The organism is Nocardia citri, from assembly GCF_054065835.1.
Genome location: NZ_JBSUQM010000006.1, coordinates 157,956 through 175,301, shown reverse-complemented (window position 1 = coordinate 175,301; position 17,346 = coordinate 157,956). Strand labels below are relative to the sequence as shown.

Sequence of the window (17,346 nt, the reverse complement as noted above, 5' to 3'; positions counted from 1 at the left end):
ATCGCTGCACAATGCTCGCCCAACCGTCACCGGACCACCATCCCCCACGGAATCGCTACGCGATATTGTCATGATGATCAGGCCAGCGCCGCGGCCAGTGCCTGGGCGTTATTGGTCTGCCACTGAATGTAATCGACACCGACGGGCAGTGTTTCGGTCACCTCGACAAGGGGGAGTCCGTTCGACTGCGCGAGCGCCCGCAAATCCTTGGTGATCTTGTCCTCGGTCTGGGTGTTGTAGACCAGTGCGCGGACCTTCTTACCGGTCAGCAGATCCTGGGTGGCGGCGACGGCGGCCGGAGCCGGATCGGTCTCCTGCTCGATCGCCTCCTGGAATTCGTGCGGGGTCAGATCCTGGGTTCCGGCGGCGACCAGCAGGTAGTGTGCCAGCGGTTCGGTCTGCAGCACCGGGGTCCCGGGGTGCTCACCAGCGACCTTGGTAGTTATCGCGGTGATGGCGCTCAGCCGGCTTTTGAACGCTGCGGCGCGGTCGGTGTACGCGGTGGCGTGTGTGGAGTCGATCTCGCCGAGTGCGCTCGCTATCCGGTCGGCGACCGTGCCTACCGTGCCGATGTCGTAGAAGACGTGCTCGTTCCCATCGCTCTTATCGGTGCGGGCTTCGAAGGCGTCGACGGTGTGCTTGTCCTTGCCCTGGATCGCCTTCTCGATGAACTCGTCGTAGCCGCCGCCATTGAAGACGATCAGATCGGCATCGCTGATCCTGGCCGATTCCACCGCCGAGGTCTCGTGGGAATGGGGATCGGCGGCGGGATCGGTGATCAGTGCGGTCACCGAGGCATCCGGACCCGCGATGGTTGTGGCGATATTGCCCCAGACATTGGTCGAGGCGACGACGTTGGGCTTATCCGAATCCTTCGAACTACCGCATGCGGTGAGAGCCACAGCGGTGGCCACCCCCACGGCGATACCGGCGAATCTGATGGCAATCGGTGTGCTCACGCGCGGGTACTCCTGGCAATACGGCAGATCAGAGCGTGCTCTAGATCATAATGGAAATCGTTACCATTTGAACTGTAGCAGGAGGTCTGTCATGGCACGAGTCGATGCTTGCCGGAACACGTCGGGATCCGGACCGGGCCCGCGAACCGATGGGTTCGCGGGCCCGGAACTTGTGGCGGTTGGGCTCAGACGAACGCTTCCACCGGCTTACCCAACAGCTGCGCACAGCGCAGCAGGCCGAGATGGCTGTAGGCCTGTGGATGATTGCCGAGCGAGCGTTCGGCGACCGGGTCGTACTCCTCGCTGAGCAGACCAGTCGGTCCGGCGACATCGACCAGCTGCGCGAACAATGCCTCCGCATCCGAGCGCTTACCGATCAGCAGATACGCCTCGACCAACCAGGCCGCGCACAGGTGGAAGCCCCCCTCGCCGCCGGGCAGGCCGTCGTCGTGGTGATACCGGTATACCGTCGAACCGCTGCGCAGTTCCGCCTCGGTGGCGACGACCGTCGCAGCGAAACGCGGATCCGACGGATCGATCAGTCCGCTGAGGCCGATGTGCAGCGTGGCCGCGTCCAGATCCGTGCCGTCGTAGGCGGCGGTGTAGGACTGGACATCGTCGTTCCAGCCTTTGGTCTTCACCTCGTCGGCGATGGTGTCGCGCAATGTGATCCAGGCCGGATCGATCTGACGCTGGAACCGCTGCGCGAGCGTGATGGCCCGGTCCACGGTGAGCCAGCCCATCACCTTCGAGTACACGTGGTGGCGCGGGTTGCCGCGGATCTCCCAGATGCCGTGGTCGGGCTCCTGCCAGCGCCGCTGCACCGCGGCGACCATGGCACGCACCAGTTCCCAGTCGGCGTCCGGCAGCACCTCGGCCGGATCGACCAATCCGTTCGCCTCGCGTCCGTGCGACAGCGATGCGATGAGATCGACGATCGGACCGAAAACATCCAGCTGCACTTGCATATTCGCGGCGTTGCCGACGCGGACCGGACGCGAACCGGCATAACCGGGCAACTGATCGATCGATGCCTCGGGCGGCAGGGTTTCGCCGTAGAGCGTATACAGCGGGTGCAGTCGCTCCGGGCCCGGCAGCGTCTCCAGGACTCGATGTACCCAGCCGAGGAATTCCTCGGCCTCGGTCAGCGAGCCGAGCGAAACCAATGCCTGCGCGGTCAGTGCGGCATCACGCAACCAGCAGTAGCGGTAGTCCCAGTTGCGTACGCCGCCGATGTCTTCCGGCAGTGAGGTGGTGGCGGCGGCCAGGATGGAACCCGACGGTGCGTGCACCAATCCGCGCAGCGTGAGCGCCGAACGCTTCATCAGATCCGGCTTCAGCGGCGGCAGTTGCAATCTGGCCGCCCACTTCGACCAGTAGTCCTCGGCATCCCGGCGCCGCTCCGGCTCGCTGCTCATGGCGGGCGCGAGATCCTGTGTGCCGCAGCGCATTTCCAGCACAATCGGACCATTGGACGGATCGATGACGGCGCGCGCGGAACTGTGCATGCCATCGGACTGGATCTGCCATCGCACACCGGGGGAGCGCAACACTATCGGATCATTGGTGCCGACCACGCGCAGTCCGGTCGGTTCGATTTCGATGCTGACCGGCACCTGGCCGAATTCCGGTCGGGGCGCGAAGGTAACGACCGCTTTCGCATCGCCGGTGATCACCCGGGTCAGGTCGGTGCGGGTGGGTGCCACATCGTGCGGCAGATAGTCCACCACTTGCAGACTGGCCCAGCGGGTTTCGACGGTCATGGTGCCATCGATATAGCGCTGCGACAGCGGCAGGCCGGGACGTTCCGGTGCGATGGTGAAGTGACCGGCCTGCGGTCCGCCGAGCAGATGGGCGAAGACCGCGGCCGAATCCGGCTCGGGATGGCAGAACCAGGTGACGGTCGCGTCGGGTGTGAGCAGTGCCACCGAACGCGGACTGGCCAGCATGCTCAGCCGCTCGATGCGCGGCGCGCTCGCGCCGGCCAACCAGGTGCGCCGCTCCTCGAGCAGGTAGGCCAGCGCCCAGGACACCGCTTCGGTGCTGTCGACCCGGTATTTGGCCAGGCTCTCGCCCTCGCCGACCTTGATGCCGACGTCGGGGCCGGACAGCATGCGGAAGGCCTTCTCATCGGTGACATCGTCACCGAAGAACACCGCGGCCGACGCGCCCTCCTGATGGCGGACGGTATCGAGTGCGACGCCCTTATCGGTCTGGATCACCGCGAGCTCGATAACCGATTTACCCTCGGTCACCTGGACGCCGACCCAGCAGGACGGACCCTGCCGCACCGCCTTCAGCGCGCGCAGCCCGATTTCCGGACTCGCGTTGCGCACATGCAGCGCGACGCTGGCCGGTTTGATCTCCACGATGGCGCCGGGATTTTCCGCGGCGATCTTCGTCAGACTCGTCTGGACTTCGACCAGCAGTTGTTTGGCGTCATTGTCGATGGCGTGCACGAAACCCACATCGAATTCCGAACCATGACTACCGATCAGTTGCACTTCGACCGGAAGTCGCGACAATGCCGCGAGATCTCGCAGGGCGCGGCCGGAGATCACGGCCGCGGTCGTTCCGGTGAGACCGGCGAGCGCTCGTAGCGCGCTTACCGATTCCCGATGTGGAAAAGCTTTCGCCGGGTCGGACACGATGGGCGCGATTGTCCCGTCGTAGTCCGATGCGACCAAAAGCCGTGGCACGCGCGCGACCGTCGACAGTGCACGGCGAAGTTCCAGTGGCAGATCCTGTGCGCTCACGCGTCCAACCTAGTGATCGGAGGAGTTTTTTCAGGGGCAGGCGTGACAATACTGTGTTGAATTTGCCGCACCGAAGCGTGCCGCGTGGCATGCGTAGGATTGCGCACGCGCCAACCGGCCCCTTTTCAGGATCTGCCCAGCTGAGGTGTTTTTACACAACCGCCAGCGTGTGCAGTGCTCCCGTCGGCCGATCCGGTCGATGCGGCGCGATCGGCCCGCTCGATGCCGCGGATGAGCCGACCCGTGCTAGCTACCGCCGGCGCCGTTTTCGCCGAGCAGCAGGTCCACGGTGAGTTCCAGGCGCTCGGTCACATCCGTGGCCGAGGCGCGCCTGGTCAGCCAGGCCACCAGATTCGACAACCAGACATCGCTTATCACCCGCGCGATCGCCAACTGGCGTTCAGTGGGCTCACCGTCGTTCATGGCCCTGGCGAATACCCGGTCCATCACTTTGCCGACCCGGTCGACCTCCGCGGCCGCCGAGGCGTCGGCGAACATGAACGCGCGCGTCATCGCCTCGGTGAGCAACGGGTCGCGCTGCATCATCCGGGTGATCTGGGTCAGCAGCAGATGCATGCGCTCATTCGGCGTCTGGCCGGCGAGCGGTTTGCGTTTGCCCTCGATCTGCTCGAATTCCCGCGATAAAGCCGAAACGAGCAGATGCACTTTGGACGGGAAATACCGGTAGAGCGTGCCGACCGCGACATCGGCGCGTTCGGCGACCGCGCGCATCTGCACGGCGTCGTAACCGCCCTTGGAGGCCAGTGCGAGCGTCGCGTCCAGAATTCGCTTACGCCGTTCCCGCTGCGCGGCCGAGCTGAGTTCGTCCTCGCTCAGCGTCGTGACCGTCGCGGTAGCCGATGCTCGCCCGGCCGCATTCGAATCGGCTGGCTGCGATCGGTTGGGACTGGCCATCGATAAGAGTCCTTTCCTGCACTATCGGTTTTCGCGTCGGCGGCGTGCGCATTCCGGCAACGGGCATCGGTCGTCTCTTGACTTCCGCACAGCTAGGATATTAGAACATGTTCTAGGTGTGGGAGTCACGCCGGGAAGGCGGTATGGACTGTGACGATCGCCACCACTGACGAGCATAAAGCCGTTCAGGAATCGCTGCGCGGATGGGCCGCAACGGTAGGTCCGATTGCAACAATGCGGGACGATCCGGCGGACTTCTGGCGCGCATATTGGCCGGGTCTGGCGGAGTTCGGAATCTTCCGGGTCACCATTGCCGAAGCGGCCGGAGGCTACGGTGGCTCAGTCGCCGACTTGGCGGTATTCATCGAACAGGCGGCACATGATCTGGTCGGCGGGCCGGTGCTGTCCACCGCATTGGCGAACATGGTCACCGCGGGCGCGCTCGCCGCGGATATGCCGTGCGGTGTCGCGGTGGACTTCGTTGCCGGGGATGCCGCGAGTGAGCGCAGCGAACCAGCCATCGACACCGTGCGCTACGCGCTCGACCGAGCCGAGCGCCGACGAGGCGAAGCGCAGAGCGTACCGGCCGCGTCCGGCGAATATGTGCTCACGGGTGTCTGGGAATCGGTGCTCGGCGCGGCGCCGGGCACGTCGGTGCTGTTGTCTGTGCATACGGCGGATGGGTTGCGCTGGTGTGTGATCGGACCCGGTGCCGAAGGTCTGCGCATCGAGGCGCTGGCGCCCGCCGATCCGAGCACGCCGCTGGCGCGGGTGCACTGCGCCGAGGTGCGGGTACCCGCGGACCGGGTGTTCGAATCGCCGCATCCGGTGGAAGGGCTACTCGCGGTACTGGTTTCGGCCGAACTCGCCGGTGTGGCCGGTTGGTGTCTGGAAACCGCCGTCGAATACGCCAAGGTCCGTGAGCAATTCGGACGTAAGATCGGCTCTTTCCAAGCGCTCAAACACATGTGCGCGTGGATGCTGTGCCGGGCCGAGCTGATCCGCTCCGTCGCGGCCGATGCCGCGGCCGCCGTCGACGAGGGCGGTGCCGAATTGCCCATCGCGGCCGCCGTCGCCGCCGCGATATCGCTGGATGCCGCGGTCGAGACGGCCAAGGACTGTATTCAGGTGCTCGGTGGCATCGGTTTCACCTGGGAGCACGACGCGCACTTCTATCTGCGCCGGGCCACCGCACTACGGCAGCTGCTCGGTGGATCGGCGCGCTGGCGGGCCCGGGTCACCGAGCTGACCCGGGCCGGTCAGCGTCGGACTACGGGTGCGGATCGGGTTTTCGCCGCCGCGCCGCGAGCGACGGCAGCGCAACGATCGAGGCAGTCGGTCGGGGGCCGTGCGTTGCGGGTGACGGTGGGCGACGGGCGGGCCCACGGCGGGGCTCGGGAGCACCGCGAATCGAAGACAGCGGGTGTCGAGGTCGATGACAGCAATGTGAACGAACTGGCCGCCGAAGTGGCCGCGATCGCCGCGCTGCCGGTCGATCAGCAGCGCGATGCGCTGGTCGACGCGGGGCTCGCCGTGCCGCACTGGCCCGCGCCCTACGGGCGTGGTGTGAATCCCATGACGGGACTGATGATCTCGGAGGAGCTGCGACGCGCGGGCCTGCAGTCGCCGGATCTGGCGATCGGTGGCTGGACCATCCCGACCCTGCTGCGGTATGGCACCCAGGAGCAGATCGACCGGTTCGCGTGGCCGACACTGCGTGGCGAGGTGCTCTGGTGCCAGCTGTTCAGTGAACCGGAGGCCGGTTCGGATCTGGCCGCGCTGCGCACCACCGCCAAGAAGATCGACGGCGGCTGGGTGCTGCGCGGACAGAAGGTGTGGACATCGCTGGGTGATCGCGCGAATTGGGCGATCTGCCTGGCTCGCACCGATCCGGACGCGCCGAAACATCGCGGCATCAGCTACTTCCTCGTCGATATGCGCAGCGCCGGGCTCGAGGTGCGTCCGCTGGTGCAGATCACCGGGGAGGCGCGCTTCAGCGAGGTCTTCCTCGACGAGGTGTTCGTGCCCGACGACTGTCTGGTCGGTGCGCTGAACAACGGCTGGAAGATCGCCCGCTCGACCCTGTCGACCGAACGCGTCGCCATGGGCGGCCATGGCGTCGGGCCGGAGCTGGAGCAGCTCATCGCCGAACTGCCCGCCACCGGGCCCGGTGCGGAGCTATTGAACGACCGCCTCGGTGGCTTCATCGCCGATGCGATCGCTGGACTATTGCTAGAGCAGCGCGGCGCGGTTCGGATGCTGGCGGGCGGTGATCCGGGAGCGCAGAGCAGTGTGCGCAAGCTCGTCGGCGTCCGGCATCGCCAGGCCGTTGCCGAATTCGCCGTCGAGATGGCAGGTCCAATTGGCGCGCAGGACTCGGAAGTGGTCAAAGAATTCCTGCTCACGCGCTGTTTGTCGATTGCCGGTGGAACCGAGCAGATTCTGCTGACCGTGGCCGGTGAGCGCATTCTCGGACTGCCTCGCGACGCCGACAGCTAGTCGAAGAAACAACTGGGAGCGCAGCGTGGACTTCACCCGGGACGAGGGCCAGGATGCCGTGGCCGAGGTCGTTGTAAGTTTGCTGGAGCGTGAACCGGCACGCGATATCGAGCTGTGGCCGAGTCTGGTCGCGACCGGCCTACTGTCGTTGGCGCTGCCGGAGCGGTTCGGCGGTGACGGCATGGGGCTGGCGGAGGTCTCGGTCCTGTTGACCGAATTGGCCACCGATGCGGTGGCGGTGCCCGCTCTGGCGACCCTCGGCTTCGGGCTGCTGCCGCTGCTGGCCGCATCGCCGGACAGCGTCGCCGAGCGGGTCTATCCGGAGGTCGCCAAGGGGGCGGTGCTCACCGCCGCACTCAGTGAGCGCGCGAATCCGTTCGTGCTCGAGCCGCAGACCTCGGCGGTTTCCGATGGCGACACCGTCCGCATCACCGGTCACAAGGTGGCGGTGCCGTATGCGGAGCAGGCGCGCTGGATATTGGTTCCGACGAATTCCGGTATCGCACTGGTGGATTCGGATTCCGCAGGGCTCACCCTGACGCCGTCACCGACCTCCGGTGCGAGTCCGGAATGCACGCTGCGCCTGCACCAGGTCGAGATTCCGGCCGAACAACTGTTGCCCGTCGGCATTGGTGAACTGCATCGGTTGGCCGTCGCCTCGATCGGCGCGACCGCGGACGGACTGCTCAACGGTGCGCTGGTGCTGACGGCCGAGCATCTGCGGACGCGTCGTCAGTTCGATCGGCCGCTCGCCGAATTCCAGGCCGTCGCACAGCAGATCGCCGATGTGTACATCATCTCGCGGACGCTGCACGCCGCCGCTGTTTCGGCGAACTGGGCACTGGCACAGTCCGCTTCGACGCCACCGCATCAGGAGCGCATCGATGACGACCTCGATGTGCTCGCCTATACCGTGGCCTCGGAGCTGCCCGCCGTCATGCAGAAATGCCATCACCTGCACGGTGGCCTCGGAGTCGATGTGACCCACCCCATGCACCGCTACTACTCACAGGCCAAGGACCTCGCCCGCTGGCTCGGCGGCGAATCGTTTCGACTCGATCGATTGGGGGCCAGATGTTCATCGACCTGACCGCGGAGCAGCGCAAGCTGCGCGAGGAATTGCGGACGTACTTCGCCGATCTCGTGACTCCCGAAGAGGAAGCCGAGATGGCGAGCAACCGGCATGGTGACGCCTACCGCGCGGTGGTGCGTCGCATGGGCGCCGACGGTTGGCTCGGAGTCGGCTGGCCGAAGGAGTTCGGCGGTCAGGGTTTCGGGCCGATGGAGCAGCAGATCTTCTTCAATGAGGCGGTGCGCGCGGATGTTCCGCTGCCGTTGGTGACCTTGTTGACGGTCGGGCCGACACTGCAGAGCTTCGGCACCGACGAGCAGAAGGCGAAATTCCTGCCCGGAATCCTTTCCGGCGATGTCCATTTCGCGATCGGCTACTCCGAACCCGAGGCGGGCACCGATCTGGCATCGCTGCGCACGAGTGCGGTGCGCGACGAATCCGGCGACTGGATCGTCAACGGGCAGAAGATCTTCACCACCGGTGCCCATGAGGCCGACTATGTCTGGCTGGCCTGCCGCACCGGCTCGGTCGAATCGCGGCACCGGGGCATCACGATCCTGATCGTGGACACCAAGGACCCGGGCTACTCCTGGACCCCGATCATCACCTGCGATGGTGCGCACCACACCAATGCCACGTACTTCGACAATGTCCGGGTGCCCGCGAACATGCTGGTGGGCGCGGAGAACAAGGGGTGGCGGCTGATCACCACCCAGCTCAATCACGAGCGGGTGAGCCTGGGCCCGTCCGGCAAGATCGAACAGCTCTACGACCGGGTGCGCGAATGGGCCCAGGCGCGCGGTGTGCTCACCGAGGCCGATGTACGGCGCTCACTCGGTCGCATACATTCCATGGCGCGGCGCAACGAACTGCTGAACTGGCAGGTCGCGGCGGCGTCCGAGGTGCGGCGTGCCCGGGGCCCTGCGTGGTCACGCTCCGCTACCGCCTCCGTCGCTCACGCCGCGGAACTCGACGGTGACCAGGCCACCTTGGTCGCCGATGCCTCGGCGACCAAGGTGTACTCCACCGAATCGTTGCAGGAAGCCGGTCGGCTGGCCGAGGAGATCGTCGGGCACTACGGCGATCCGGCCGATCCGGACACCGCCGAACTGCTGATCTGGCTGGACCGCAGAACCAAACAGAATCTCGTGGTGACCTTCGGCGGCGGCGTCAACGAGGTAATGCGCGAACTGGTCGCCTCCTTCGGGCTGAAACTGCCTCGGGTACCTCGATGAAAACCCGCGATGTGGACGAAAGCAAGGAGCCGCGCATGTCGGAAACCCTGACTGCGGAAGCGATTACCGACGCCGCTGAGCAGATCATCGCGGCAGGTGATTGCGCGCCACGCCTCGGGCGTGATCCGGTGAACCAGCCGATGATCAACAACTGGGTGGAGGCGCTCGGAGACCGCAATCCGATTTACGTCGACGAGGAAGCCGCGCGTGCCGCTGGACATCCCGGCACCGTGGCCCCACCGGCCATGGCGCAGGTGTGGACCATGTTCGGGCTCCATGGTTCGCGTCCGGCCGATGATCCGATGGCGCAGGCCACCGAGCTGCTCGACAGCGCGGGCTACACCTCCGTGGTCGCCACCGACTCTCAGCAGACCTATCACCGGTATGTGAATGTCGGCGAACAGGTTTCGGTGACCAGCAGGCTGTCCGAGATCCGCGGCCCGAAGCAGACCGCGCTCGGCGAGGGCTGGTTCGTCACCTTCCAGACCAGCTGGCACGTCGGTAACGAGATCGTCGCCGAAATGCTTTTCCGGCTGCTGAAATTCGCGCCCGGCACCGATAGCGCACCGGAAGCGCCTGCGGGCGAACGGGTCAAACCACTGGTCTCCTCGGATACCGAATTCTTCTGGGCGGGCACCAAGGCCGGTGAGCTACGTATCCAGCGGCTGCCGGACGGCACGCTGCGGCATCCGCCGATTCCGGCGCTGTGGCAGGACAAGTCGAAGCAGACCGACTATGTCCTCGCCTCCGGGCGGGGCGAAGTATTCAGCTACGTCGTGCAGCACGCGCCGAAAGTGCCGGGGCGGCAACTGCCTTTCGTGGTCGCGCTGGTCGAATTGGAAGAGGGTGTTCGGATGCTCGGTGAACTGCGCGACATCGATCCAGCCGAGGTGCGGATCGGCCTGCCGGTGCAGGTGGAATTCGAGAAGCTCGACGACGAGGCCGTGCTGCCGGTCTGGCGGGTGATCGCATGACCTTCGTCGAACCGGCCACGATCGAGGTCGGCACCACACTGCCCGAGCTGGTCATCACCGCGGATCCGACCTTCGTGATCAGTACGGCCCTGGCCACCAGGGACTTTCAGGATGTGCACCACGACAGGGACAAGGCGCTCGCCCGCGGTTCCAAGGACATCTTCGTCAATATCCTCACCGATACCGGGCTGGTGCAGCGCTTCGTCACCGACTGGGCCGGACCGCGCGCCATCGTCAAATCGGTCGCGCTGCGCCTGGGGGTGCCGCTGTATGCCGGGGACACCTTGACACTTTCCGGCACGGTCTGCGTGATCGACGGCGACGACATCCACATCGATATCGTCGGCCGCGACAGCCTCGGTGACCACATCACGGCGAAAGCCGTTATCGCACTGCGCAGGCAATGATGACCGTGGAAAGCACCACCGGGATTTCCGGCCGCGCCGCGATTGTCGGTATCGGCGCCACCGACTTCTCCAAGGACTCCGGCCGCAGCGAATTGCGTTTGGCCGCCGAGGCGGTCACCGCGGCGCTCGCCGATGCGGGTCTGCGTCCGGCCGATGTCGACGGCCTGACCACCTTCACCATGGATACCAACACCCAGGCCGCCGTCGCGCGCGCCGTCGGTATCCCGCAACTGAAGTTCTTCAGCCACATCGGCTATGGCGGCGGTGCGGCCTGCGCCACCATCCAGCAGGCGGCCATGGCGGTCGCCACCGGCGTGGCCGAGATCGTTGTCGCCTACCGGGCCTTCAACGAACGGTCGGTATCGCGTTTCGGCCAGTTCTCCACCGCGCTGGCCAGCGCACCGACCTCATCGGGCATCGATGCGGGCTGGTCCTATCCGCAGGGGTTGGGGACACCGGCCGCGCAGGTGGCCATGGTCGCCCGCAGGTATATGCACGTGTACGGCGCGACGAGCGCGGACTTCGGCCGCGTCGCGGTCGCCGACCGCAAACATGCCGCGGTGAATCCGGCCGCTTTCTTCTACGGCAAGCCGATCACCCTGGAAGACCACCAGAATTCGCGCTGGATCGCCGAACCGCTGCATCTGCTCGACTGCTGCCAGGAATCCGACGGCGGTGTCGCGATCGTGGTCACCAGCGTCGAGCGGGCCCGGGATCTGCCGCAGCGGCCAGCCGTAATCGCCGCCGCCGCACAGGGTTCCGGTGCGGATCAATATGTCATGACCAGCTACTACCGCGATGCCCTCACCGGCTTGCCGGAGATGGGGCTGGTCGGTGCTCAACTCTGGGCGCAAAGTGGTTTGCGTCCGCAGGATATGCAGTCCGCCATCCTCTACGACCACTTCACCCCGTTCGTCCTCATGCAATTGGAGGAACTCGGTTTCTGCGGACGCGGTGAGGCCAAGGATTTCGTTGCCGACGGCGCCATCGAAATCGGCGGCCGGCTGCCGCTCAATACCCACGGTGGCCAGCTCGGTGAGGCCTATATCCACGGTATGAACGGGATCGCCGAGGCGGTCCGCCAGATTCGCGGCGCCTCCGTCAACCCGGTGGAGAACTTGGAATACATCCTGGTTACCGCCGGCACCGGCGTCCCGACCTCGGGCCTGGTGTTGACGCGATAGGTGTCGGACGGGGACATCGGTCTCAGCTATGACCGCTAGAGTGAGCATATGAAGCGGATGGTCCAGATTCCATATGAACTGGAGCAGGAGGAAGACGGTACTTGGGGTGCTCACGCCGTCTTTCCGAGCGGCGGCGCGCACGGGGTTGGTCAGACTCCGGATGAGGCGGTTGCCGACCTACACGAAGCCGTCACACTAGTTCTAGAGGAGATCGGACTGCCGTCGGTTCTGACGATCGTCCAGGATGTCGCCTGATGCCACCGCTTCCGGTGGTTTCAGGCGACAGGGTCATCAAGGCACTGGAGCGAGCTGGGTTCGGACTGATCCGAGTGAACGGCAGCCATCATATGATGCGCAGTCCGGAAGGGCGGTTCACCGTTGTGCCGGTGCATCGCGGTGCTGATATCAAGCCCGGCACGCTACGGCGCATCATTCGCGATGCGGGTCTGTCGGTTGCCGAATTCCTGCAATTGCTCGATTAGGCCACTGAGAGTGCCAGGTCCGGTGAGAGGTTCGGAATGGCCGATCGACACCTGATCGACGTCCACGTTCTGCTCGTCCAAGACGGGGCGGTGTTGCTGAGTAGGCGGCGCAGTGCGGACGAGTTCGATGGGCTGTGGCATCTGCCTGCGGGGAAGTTGGAGTCCGGCGAGTCCGCGACCACTGCTGCCGGGCGTGAGGCGGGGGAGGAGATCGGGGTTGTTATCGACCCGGCCGATCTGCGGCTGATTCATACCGCGCACGTGATCAAATCCGGGCGGGAAGCTCGGCTCGGGCTGTTCTTTCATGCGCTGCGGTGGGCGGGTGAGCCGGTGAATCGGGAGCCAGATAAAAGCTATGGGCTGCAATGGTTTTCGCTTCACGCGCTGCCGGAGGAGTCGCTGATCCGCTATTCCGCTGCCGGAATCCATGGGTTCATGACAGCCACGCCTTATAGCGAGTGGGGTTGGGTGAGATAGTGGGAGAGCACGGCAGCGAGCTGGTCGACGCTATCCCGGGTTCCTGCCGGAATATGCGCTCGCGCGCCTGCGAATCTATCGAAGACGGTGCCCTCGAGTACCGCGACGAAGTCTGCGGCGGCCGCATCGGGCTCGGGAAAACCCAAGGTGTGGAACAGATCTCGTCCCCGCTCGATCGAAAACAGGCTGTGTGCCAGTCGCCGGTGCAATTCGGGGTCGCCGAGCAGGTCGATGAGCAGCGCATGCCGCACGATCAGGTGATTGCGGCGGTCGACGAGTAGCCGGTCGAGCCAGCCGGCGATGGCGCGCGCGATGGCTTCGGGGTCGATCGGTGTCGTCGGGGCGAGTTCGGCGGCAAGGAAGTCGTCGTGGGAGCGTGTGGTGATCCGGTCCGCGATTGCCTCGAGGAGCGCGCGTTTGGTGCGGAAATAATAGGAGGCCGACCCACCGGGCAGTTCGAGGGCGTTATCGAGGGCGCGGTGGGTGAGCGCTCGAATGCCCCGGGTGGCAATCACATCGATAGCGGCGTCGACGAGTGCCGCGCGTCGGTCGGTTGTGGACATCATCACCTTCGCTGGTGGCCGCATCTCCTGGTCCTCTACAACTGTAGAGGACCAGGAGGGTGTCATGGCAGACAACATCACACTGAACGCCGACCAACTACAGGCTCGGGCGCGCTTGCGTGAACTACTCGACCGGCACGGCAGGCCGATAAAGCGGCATCGCGGCATCTACCTGTACGGCCGACCCGGTCGCGGCAAAACGATGCTGATGGACGATTTTTTCGTGGGTCTCGCGTCGAACCACAAGCGGCGCTTCCACTTCCACAGCTTCTTCGCCCAATTGCACACTGCGGCACATGAGTCGGGCTCTACAGATAAGGCCATCGACTATCTGCTCGGCCGTGCCGAACTGGTCTGCTTCGACGAATTCCACGTACACGATATCGGCGATGCCATGCTGATCGCCCGCATGCTCGACGCCCTGTTCGCCCGCCGCGCCGTCCTGGTGGTGACCTCGAATTACCCGCCGGAGCAACTGCTGCCGAACCCGCTGTTCCACGACCGCTTCCTACCGACCATCGCGCGCATACGCGCGCGTATGGACATCGTCTCGGTCGACGGCCCGCTCGACTACCGCACTCGCGCCGCGCACGGCGGCACCGGCTTCGCCTCCGGGTGTTATCGCATCGGCGAAGCGGGAGATATCGGCACCGCGCAGGTTGTTGTCTCGGGCACCCGTGAGATCCACGCAAGCGTCGACGGCTGCGCCATCACCGTCGACTTCGCCGCCCTGTGCGGCACCGCAACCGGCGCCTCGGACTACGTCGAACTCGCCGGCCGCTTTCGTCGCTGGACCTTGCGCGACGTTCCACCCCTGCGTGAGGTCCCACCGGACTGGGCCATGCGCTTCGCCAATCTCGTCGACGTGCTCTACGACGCCGATCTCGAACTCACCCTCGAGGCCCGCACCGCACTATCGGACCTGATGGCCGACGTCCCTGCCGTCCCAGACCTGGCACGGACCGCGAGCCGCCTGAGTGAACTCCGTCAGCCCGAATCCGCTGTGCGCCGCTAGCTGCGCACCCACGTAAGAGAACGGCCGGTTACGGATAAAAAGGAGGCAGCCCGAAGTGTTCGATTCCATCCCGGGCGGACCATGGTGGCGGTATATGCCACCACATGGTTTCCAGTGGGCGCTCAGGTGAAGCGCAGGCTGACGTCGGCGAGTACGGGTGCGTCGTCGCGGTCCACGACGGTGGCGCTGATGATCAGTTCGCCATCGGTGCGCCAGATTCGGGTGCGGATGGTTTCGCCGGGGTAGAGCACACCGGCGAAGCGGGCACGGAATCCCTTGACCCGGCTCGCATCCGAATCGAGCACGGTGTCGGTAGCCGTTTTGCAGACGATGCCGTAGGTGCACAGGCCGTGCAGGATCGGGTTGGGGAAGCCGGCGGCGCGGGCGAATTCGGGATCCGAATGCAGGGGGTTGCGGTCGCCGCACATGCGGTACAGCAGCGCCTGCTGACGGAGGGTCGGCGTGGTGACGTCGAAATCCGGTGCGCGGTCGGGGAGTTCGGCCTTGGTGCTCGGGCCGCGTTCGCCGCCGAAGCCGCCCTCACCCTTGGCGAAAATGGACGATCGTGCGGTCCAGAGCGGTTCACCGTCGGAACCGGTGACCGTCTGCTCCTGGACCACTACCGCGGCCGAGCCCTTATCCCAGAGTTCGGTGATGCGACCGGTGCTGCTCGCCTTGCCCGAGGCCGGAATCGGGCGATACACCTCGACCTCCTGATGGCCGTGCACCACCTTCGCCAGATCGATATCGATCCCGGGGAACTCGACCCGCGGCGGTTCGGTGTCGTGGCAGGTGGCCGCCACCGTCGCGAAGGTGGGCAGCACCTGCGGCGTGCGGTCATCGAGGTAGCGCAGTTCGGCCGCATCCGTCCAGCGCGCACCCGCCCCGAGCCCCAGCTGGTACAGCTGCGCATCCGACGGCGTCCAGGCGAACTCCCGGATCGGGAGTTCCGCGCCGAGTGCGATATTCGGGTCGATGGGCATCCGGGTTCTCCTTGTGCGTACTCGTCGTATCGATCGTGCGGCCCTCGCGCCGCGGCGGGCAAGGTGTCGTCCGCTCCGCGCGATGCCTCGCCTACGCCTGCGCGGTGGCCTTGGCCGACCGCTGTTTCTTGCGCTCGGCGATATCCAGTACCGCCAGGTAGCCGAAGGTTATCGCCGGGCCGATGGTCGCGCCGGGACCCGCGTAGGTATGACCCATTACCGGGGTCGCGCTATTGCCGGAGGCGTAGAGGCCCTCGATCACACTGCCGTCCGCGCGCAGCACCCGTCCGGCGGTATCGGCGACCAGACCGCCCTTGGTGCCCAGGTCGCCCGGCACTATCTCGGCCGCGTAGAACGGGCCCTGCACCAGACCCGCCAGGCACGGGTTCGGCCGCACGGTCGGATCGCCGTAGTACCGGTCGTAGTGGCTGTCGCCGCGGCCGAAATCCGCGTCCTTACCGGTCTCGGCGAACCTGTTGAACCGCTCGACGGTCGCGGTCAGATTCTCGGCGGACACGCCGATCTTCGTGGCCAACTCCGCGACGCTATCGGCCTTGACGATCATGTCGTTTTCCATCCAGCGGGACGGAAACGGCTGACCCGGCTGCAATCCGGCGAAGATATAGCGGTTGCGGTAGCGCTGGTCGAACACCAGCCAGGCGGGGATGTTCTCGCCCGGACCCGTTCCCTGCCCGTATTCGCCGCCGTACATGGTGTGCACGGCCTCGACGTAGGGAGCGGACTCATTTCCGAATCGCTTACCGTCGGCGTTCACCATGATGGTGCCGGGCAGATTCCGCTCGGCCAGTGCGAACCACGGCTCACCGCCCTTGAAGATGGTTGGCCCCCACCAGGAATCCTCCATGAAGTCGACCGCGCCGCCGACTTCCATACCCGCATTGATGCCGTCTCCGGTATTGGCGGCCGCACCGGTGGTCCACTCGGTGGTGATGGGCTGGCGCTGGTATTCGGTGCGCATTTCGGCGTTGTGCTCGAAACCGCCGCTGCCCAGCACCACGCCGTATTCGGCGGTGAACCGCACGGTCTCGCCGTTGTGCTCGGCCTCGACACCGGTGACCACGCCGTTGTCCACGATGAGTTTGGTGAGCGGCGTATTCAGCAGCAGCGGCACATTCGCGTCCATGAGCCCCTTGCGCATGGCGGCGATAAACGCCTGTCCCATGCCGAGGATGTGCTTGCCGGTCCACTTGGCGAAGTAGGTGCGGGCGCCGACGCGCAGGGCCCGCATGATGCCCTTTGGGTGGCGCCGGATGAGGTTGAGCCGGACGAAGTCGGCCTGCATGATTACGACATTGAGCGGGGCCTGGGCATACGGCGGCTCCAGGTTGAACCGCTCCTCGCCGAGGATCTTGGCGTTGAACGGCGCGGGTTCGCATGAGCGGCCCTGGCCCAGGCCGCCGGGGGCCTCCGGGTAGTAGTCGGAGTAGCCGGGCACCCACTTCATCTTCAGCGGGGTGTGCTCGAGCACGAAGTCGAGGGCCTCCGCACCACGGTCGATGTAGGTGTCGATCCGGTCTTCGGGCACTACGTCGCCGATGATGTTGTGCAGGTAGGTCCGTGCGTCCTCGCGATCATCGGGACGTCCGGCGGCCGCGAGTGCCTTATTGCCGGGGATCCACACACCACCACCGGAACGTGCGGTCGATCCGCCGTAATGCGCGGCCTTCTCGATGATGACCACGCTCAGCCCGTGGTGGGCCGCGGCGAGGGCTGCGGTCATTCCGGCGGCGCCGCTGCCGACCACCACCACGTCATAGCTGTGCGGATCATTAACCGGGTCAGTCATGTAGAACACGTTATAGAA

16 protein-coding genes are annotated in these 17,346 nt (G+C 65.6%); 10 read left to right on the top strand and 6 right to left on the bottom strand.

From position 1 onward, the window contains the following. Nucleotides 1-77: 77 nt before the first annotated feature. The 3 genes from ACW2Q0_RS11910 to kstR all read right to left on the bottom strand — a co-directional run bounded on the left by ACW2Q0_RS11910 (nt 78) and on the right by kstR (nt 4,630). Complete coding sequence (locus ACW2Q0_RS11910; protein ID WP_457189219.1) at nt 78-959, bottom strand: metal ABC transporter solute-binding protein, Zn/Mn family; 882 nt, start codon at nt 957-959, stop codon at nt 78-80. Between the two features lie 185 nt (nt 960-1,144). Further along, complete coding sequence (otsB, locus tag ACW2Q0_RS11905) at nt 1,145-3,715, bottom strand: trehalose-phosphatase (protein ID WP_457189217.1); 2,571 nt, start codon at nt 3,713-3,715, stop codon at nt 1,145-1,147. A 246-nt stretch (nt 3,716-3,961) separates the two neighbouring features. Further along, nucleotides 3,962-4,630 carry a cholesterol catabolism transcriptional regulator KstR gene (kstR, locus tag ACW2Q0_RS11900; RefSeq protein WP_457189215.1) on the bottom strand — a complete coding sequence of 223 codons (669 nt, stop codon included), beginning with the start codon at nt 4,628-4,630 and terminating at the stop codon, nt 3,962-3,964. A gap of 150 nt (nt 4,631-4,780) precedes the next feature. Between kstR and ACW2Q0_RS11895 the strand changes: the two genes are divergently transcribed. From ACW2Q0_RS11895 to ACW2Q0_RS11855, 9 genes are read left to right on the top strand one after another with little or no spacing between them, the layout of a single operon-like run. Beyond that, entirely contained in the window at nt 4,781-7,129 is a 2,349-nt protein-coding gene (locus tag ACW2Q0_RS11895) for an acyl-CoA dehydrogenase (protein ID WP_457189213.1), read from the top strand. A gap of 25 nt (nt 7,130-7,154) precedes the next feature. After that, complete coding sequence (locus ACW2Q0_RS11890; RefSeq protein WP_457189211.1) at nt 7,155-8,219, top strand: acyl-CoA dehydrogenase family protein; 1,065 nt, start codon at nt 7,155-7,157, stop codon at nt 8,217-8,219. Continuing rightward, nucleotides 8,204-9,436 (top strand): acyl-CoA dehydrogenase family protein, encoded by a 1,233-nt coding sequence (locus ACW2Q0_RS11885; RefSeq protein ID WP_457189209.1) that lies wholly within the window; start codon nt 8,204-8,206, stop codon nt 9,434-9,436. Before ACW2Q0_RS11890 ends, ACW2Q0_RS11885 begins: the two co-directional genes overlap by 16 nt. 35 nt (nt 9,437-9,471) lie before the next feature. Beyond that, complete coding sequence (locus tag ACW2Q0_RS11880) at nt 9,472-10,410, top strand: bifunctional MaoC family dehydratase N-terminal/OB-fold nucleic acid binding domain-containing protein (protein ID WP_457189207.1); 939 nt, start codon at nt 9,472-9,474, stop codon at nt 10,408-10,410. Then, nucleotides 10,407-10,817: a MaoC family dehydratase gene (locus ACW2Q0_RS11875; RefSeq protein WP_457189204.1), complete on the top strand. Its 411-nt coding sequence runs from the start codon at nt 10,407-10,409 to the stop codon at nt 10,815-10,817. Before ACW2Q0_RS11880 ends, ACW2Q0_RS11875 begins: the two co-directional genes overlap by 4 nt. Beyond that, the gene (locus ACW2Q0_RS11870; RefSeq protein WP_457189202.1) at nt 10,817-12,001 is read left to right on the top strand and encodes a lipid-transfer protein; all 1,185 of its coding nucleotides are present in this window, start codon (nt 10,817-10,819) and stop codon (nt 11,999-12,001) included. The genes ACW2Q0_RS11875 and ACW2Q0_RS11870 overlap by 1 nt, the downstream gene beginning before the upstream one ends. 48 nt (nt 12,002-12,049) lie before the next feature. After that, nucleotides 12,050-12,256 carry a type II toxin-antitoxin system HicB family antitoxin gene (locus tag ACW2Q0_RS11865; protein WP_457189200.1) on the top strand — a complete coding sequence of 69 codons (207 nt, stop codon included), beginning with the start codon at nt 12,050-12,052 and terminating at the stop codon, nt 12,254-12,256. Next, on the top strand, nt 12,256-12,483 hold the full coding sequence (locus ACW2Q0_RS11860; RefSeq protein WP_457189198.1) for a type II toxin-antitoxin system HicA family toxin: 228 nt from the start codon (nt 12,256-12,258) through the stop codon (nt 12,481-12,483). Before ACW2Q0_RS11865 ends, ACW2Q0_RS11860 begins: the two co-directional genes overlap by 1 nt. Nucleotides 12,484-12,519: 36 nt before the next feature. Beyond that, nucleotides 12,520-12,960: an NUDIX hydrolase gene (locus tag ACW2Q0_RS11855; RefSeq protein WP_457189196.1), complete on the top strand. Its 441-nt coding sequence runs from the start codon at nt 12,520-12,522 to the stop codon at nt 12,958-12,960. On the opposite strand, the gene ACW2Q0_RS11850 is transcribed toward ACW2Q0_RS11855, so the two are convergent. Next, complete coding sequence (locus ACW2Q0_RS11850; RefSeq protein WP_457189194.1) at nt 12,933-13,547, bottom strand: TetR/AcrR family transcriptional regulator; 615 nt, start codon at nt 13,545-13,547, stop codon at nt 12,933-12,935. The genes ACW2Q0_RS11855 and ACW2Q0_RS11850 overlap by 28 nt on opposite strands. Nucleotides 13,548-13,587: 40 nt before the next feature. On the opposite strand from ACW2Q0_RS11850, the gene zapE reads away from it, so the two are divergent. Beyond that, entirely contained in the window at nt 13,588-14,538 is a 951-nt protein-coding gene (gene zapE / locus ACW2Q0_RS11845) for a cell division protein ZapE (RefSeq protein WP_457189192.1), read from the top strand. A 122-nt stretch (nt 14,539-14,660) separates the two neighbouring features. Here the strand turns inward: zapE and ACW2Q0_RS11840 are convergent, their stop codons facing one another. Together ACW2Q0_RS11840 and kstD are read right to left on the bottom strand one after the other, a co-directional pair. Further along, entirely contained in the window at nt 14,661-15,521 is an 861-nt protein-coding gene (locus ACW2Q0_RS11840; protein ID WP_457189190.1) for a MaoC/PaaZ C-terminal domain-containing protein, read from the bottom strand. Nucleotides 15,522-15,612: 91 nt separating this feature from the next. After that, nucleotides 15,613-17,328, bottom strand: coding sequence for a 3-oxosteroid 1-dehydrogenase (gene kstD, locus ACW2Q0_RS11835; protein WP_457189188.1), 1,716 nt, complete (start codon nt 17,326-17,328; stop codon nt 15,613-15,615). Between the last annotated feature and the right edge of the window lie 18 nt (nt 17,329-17,346).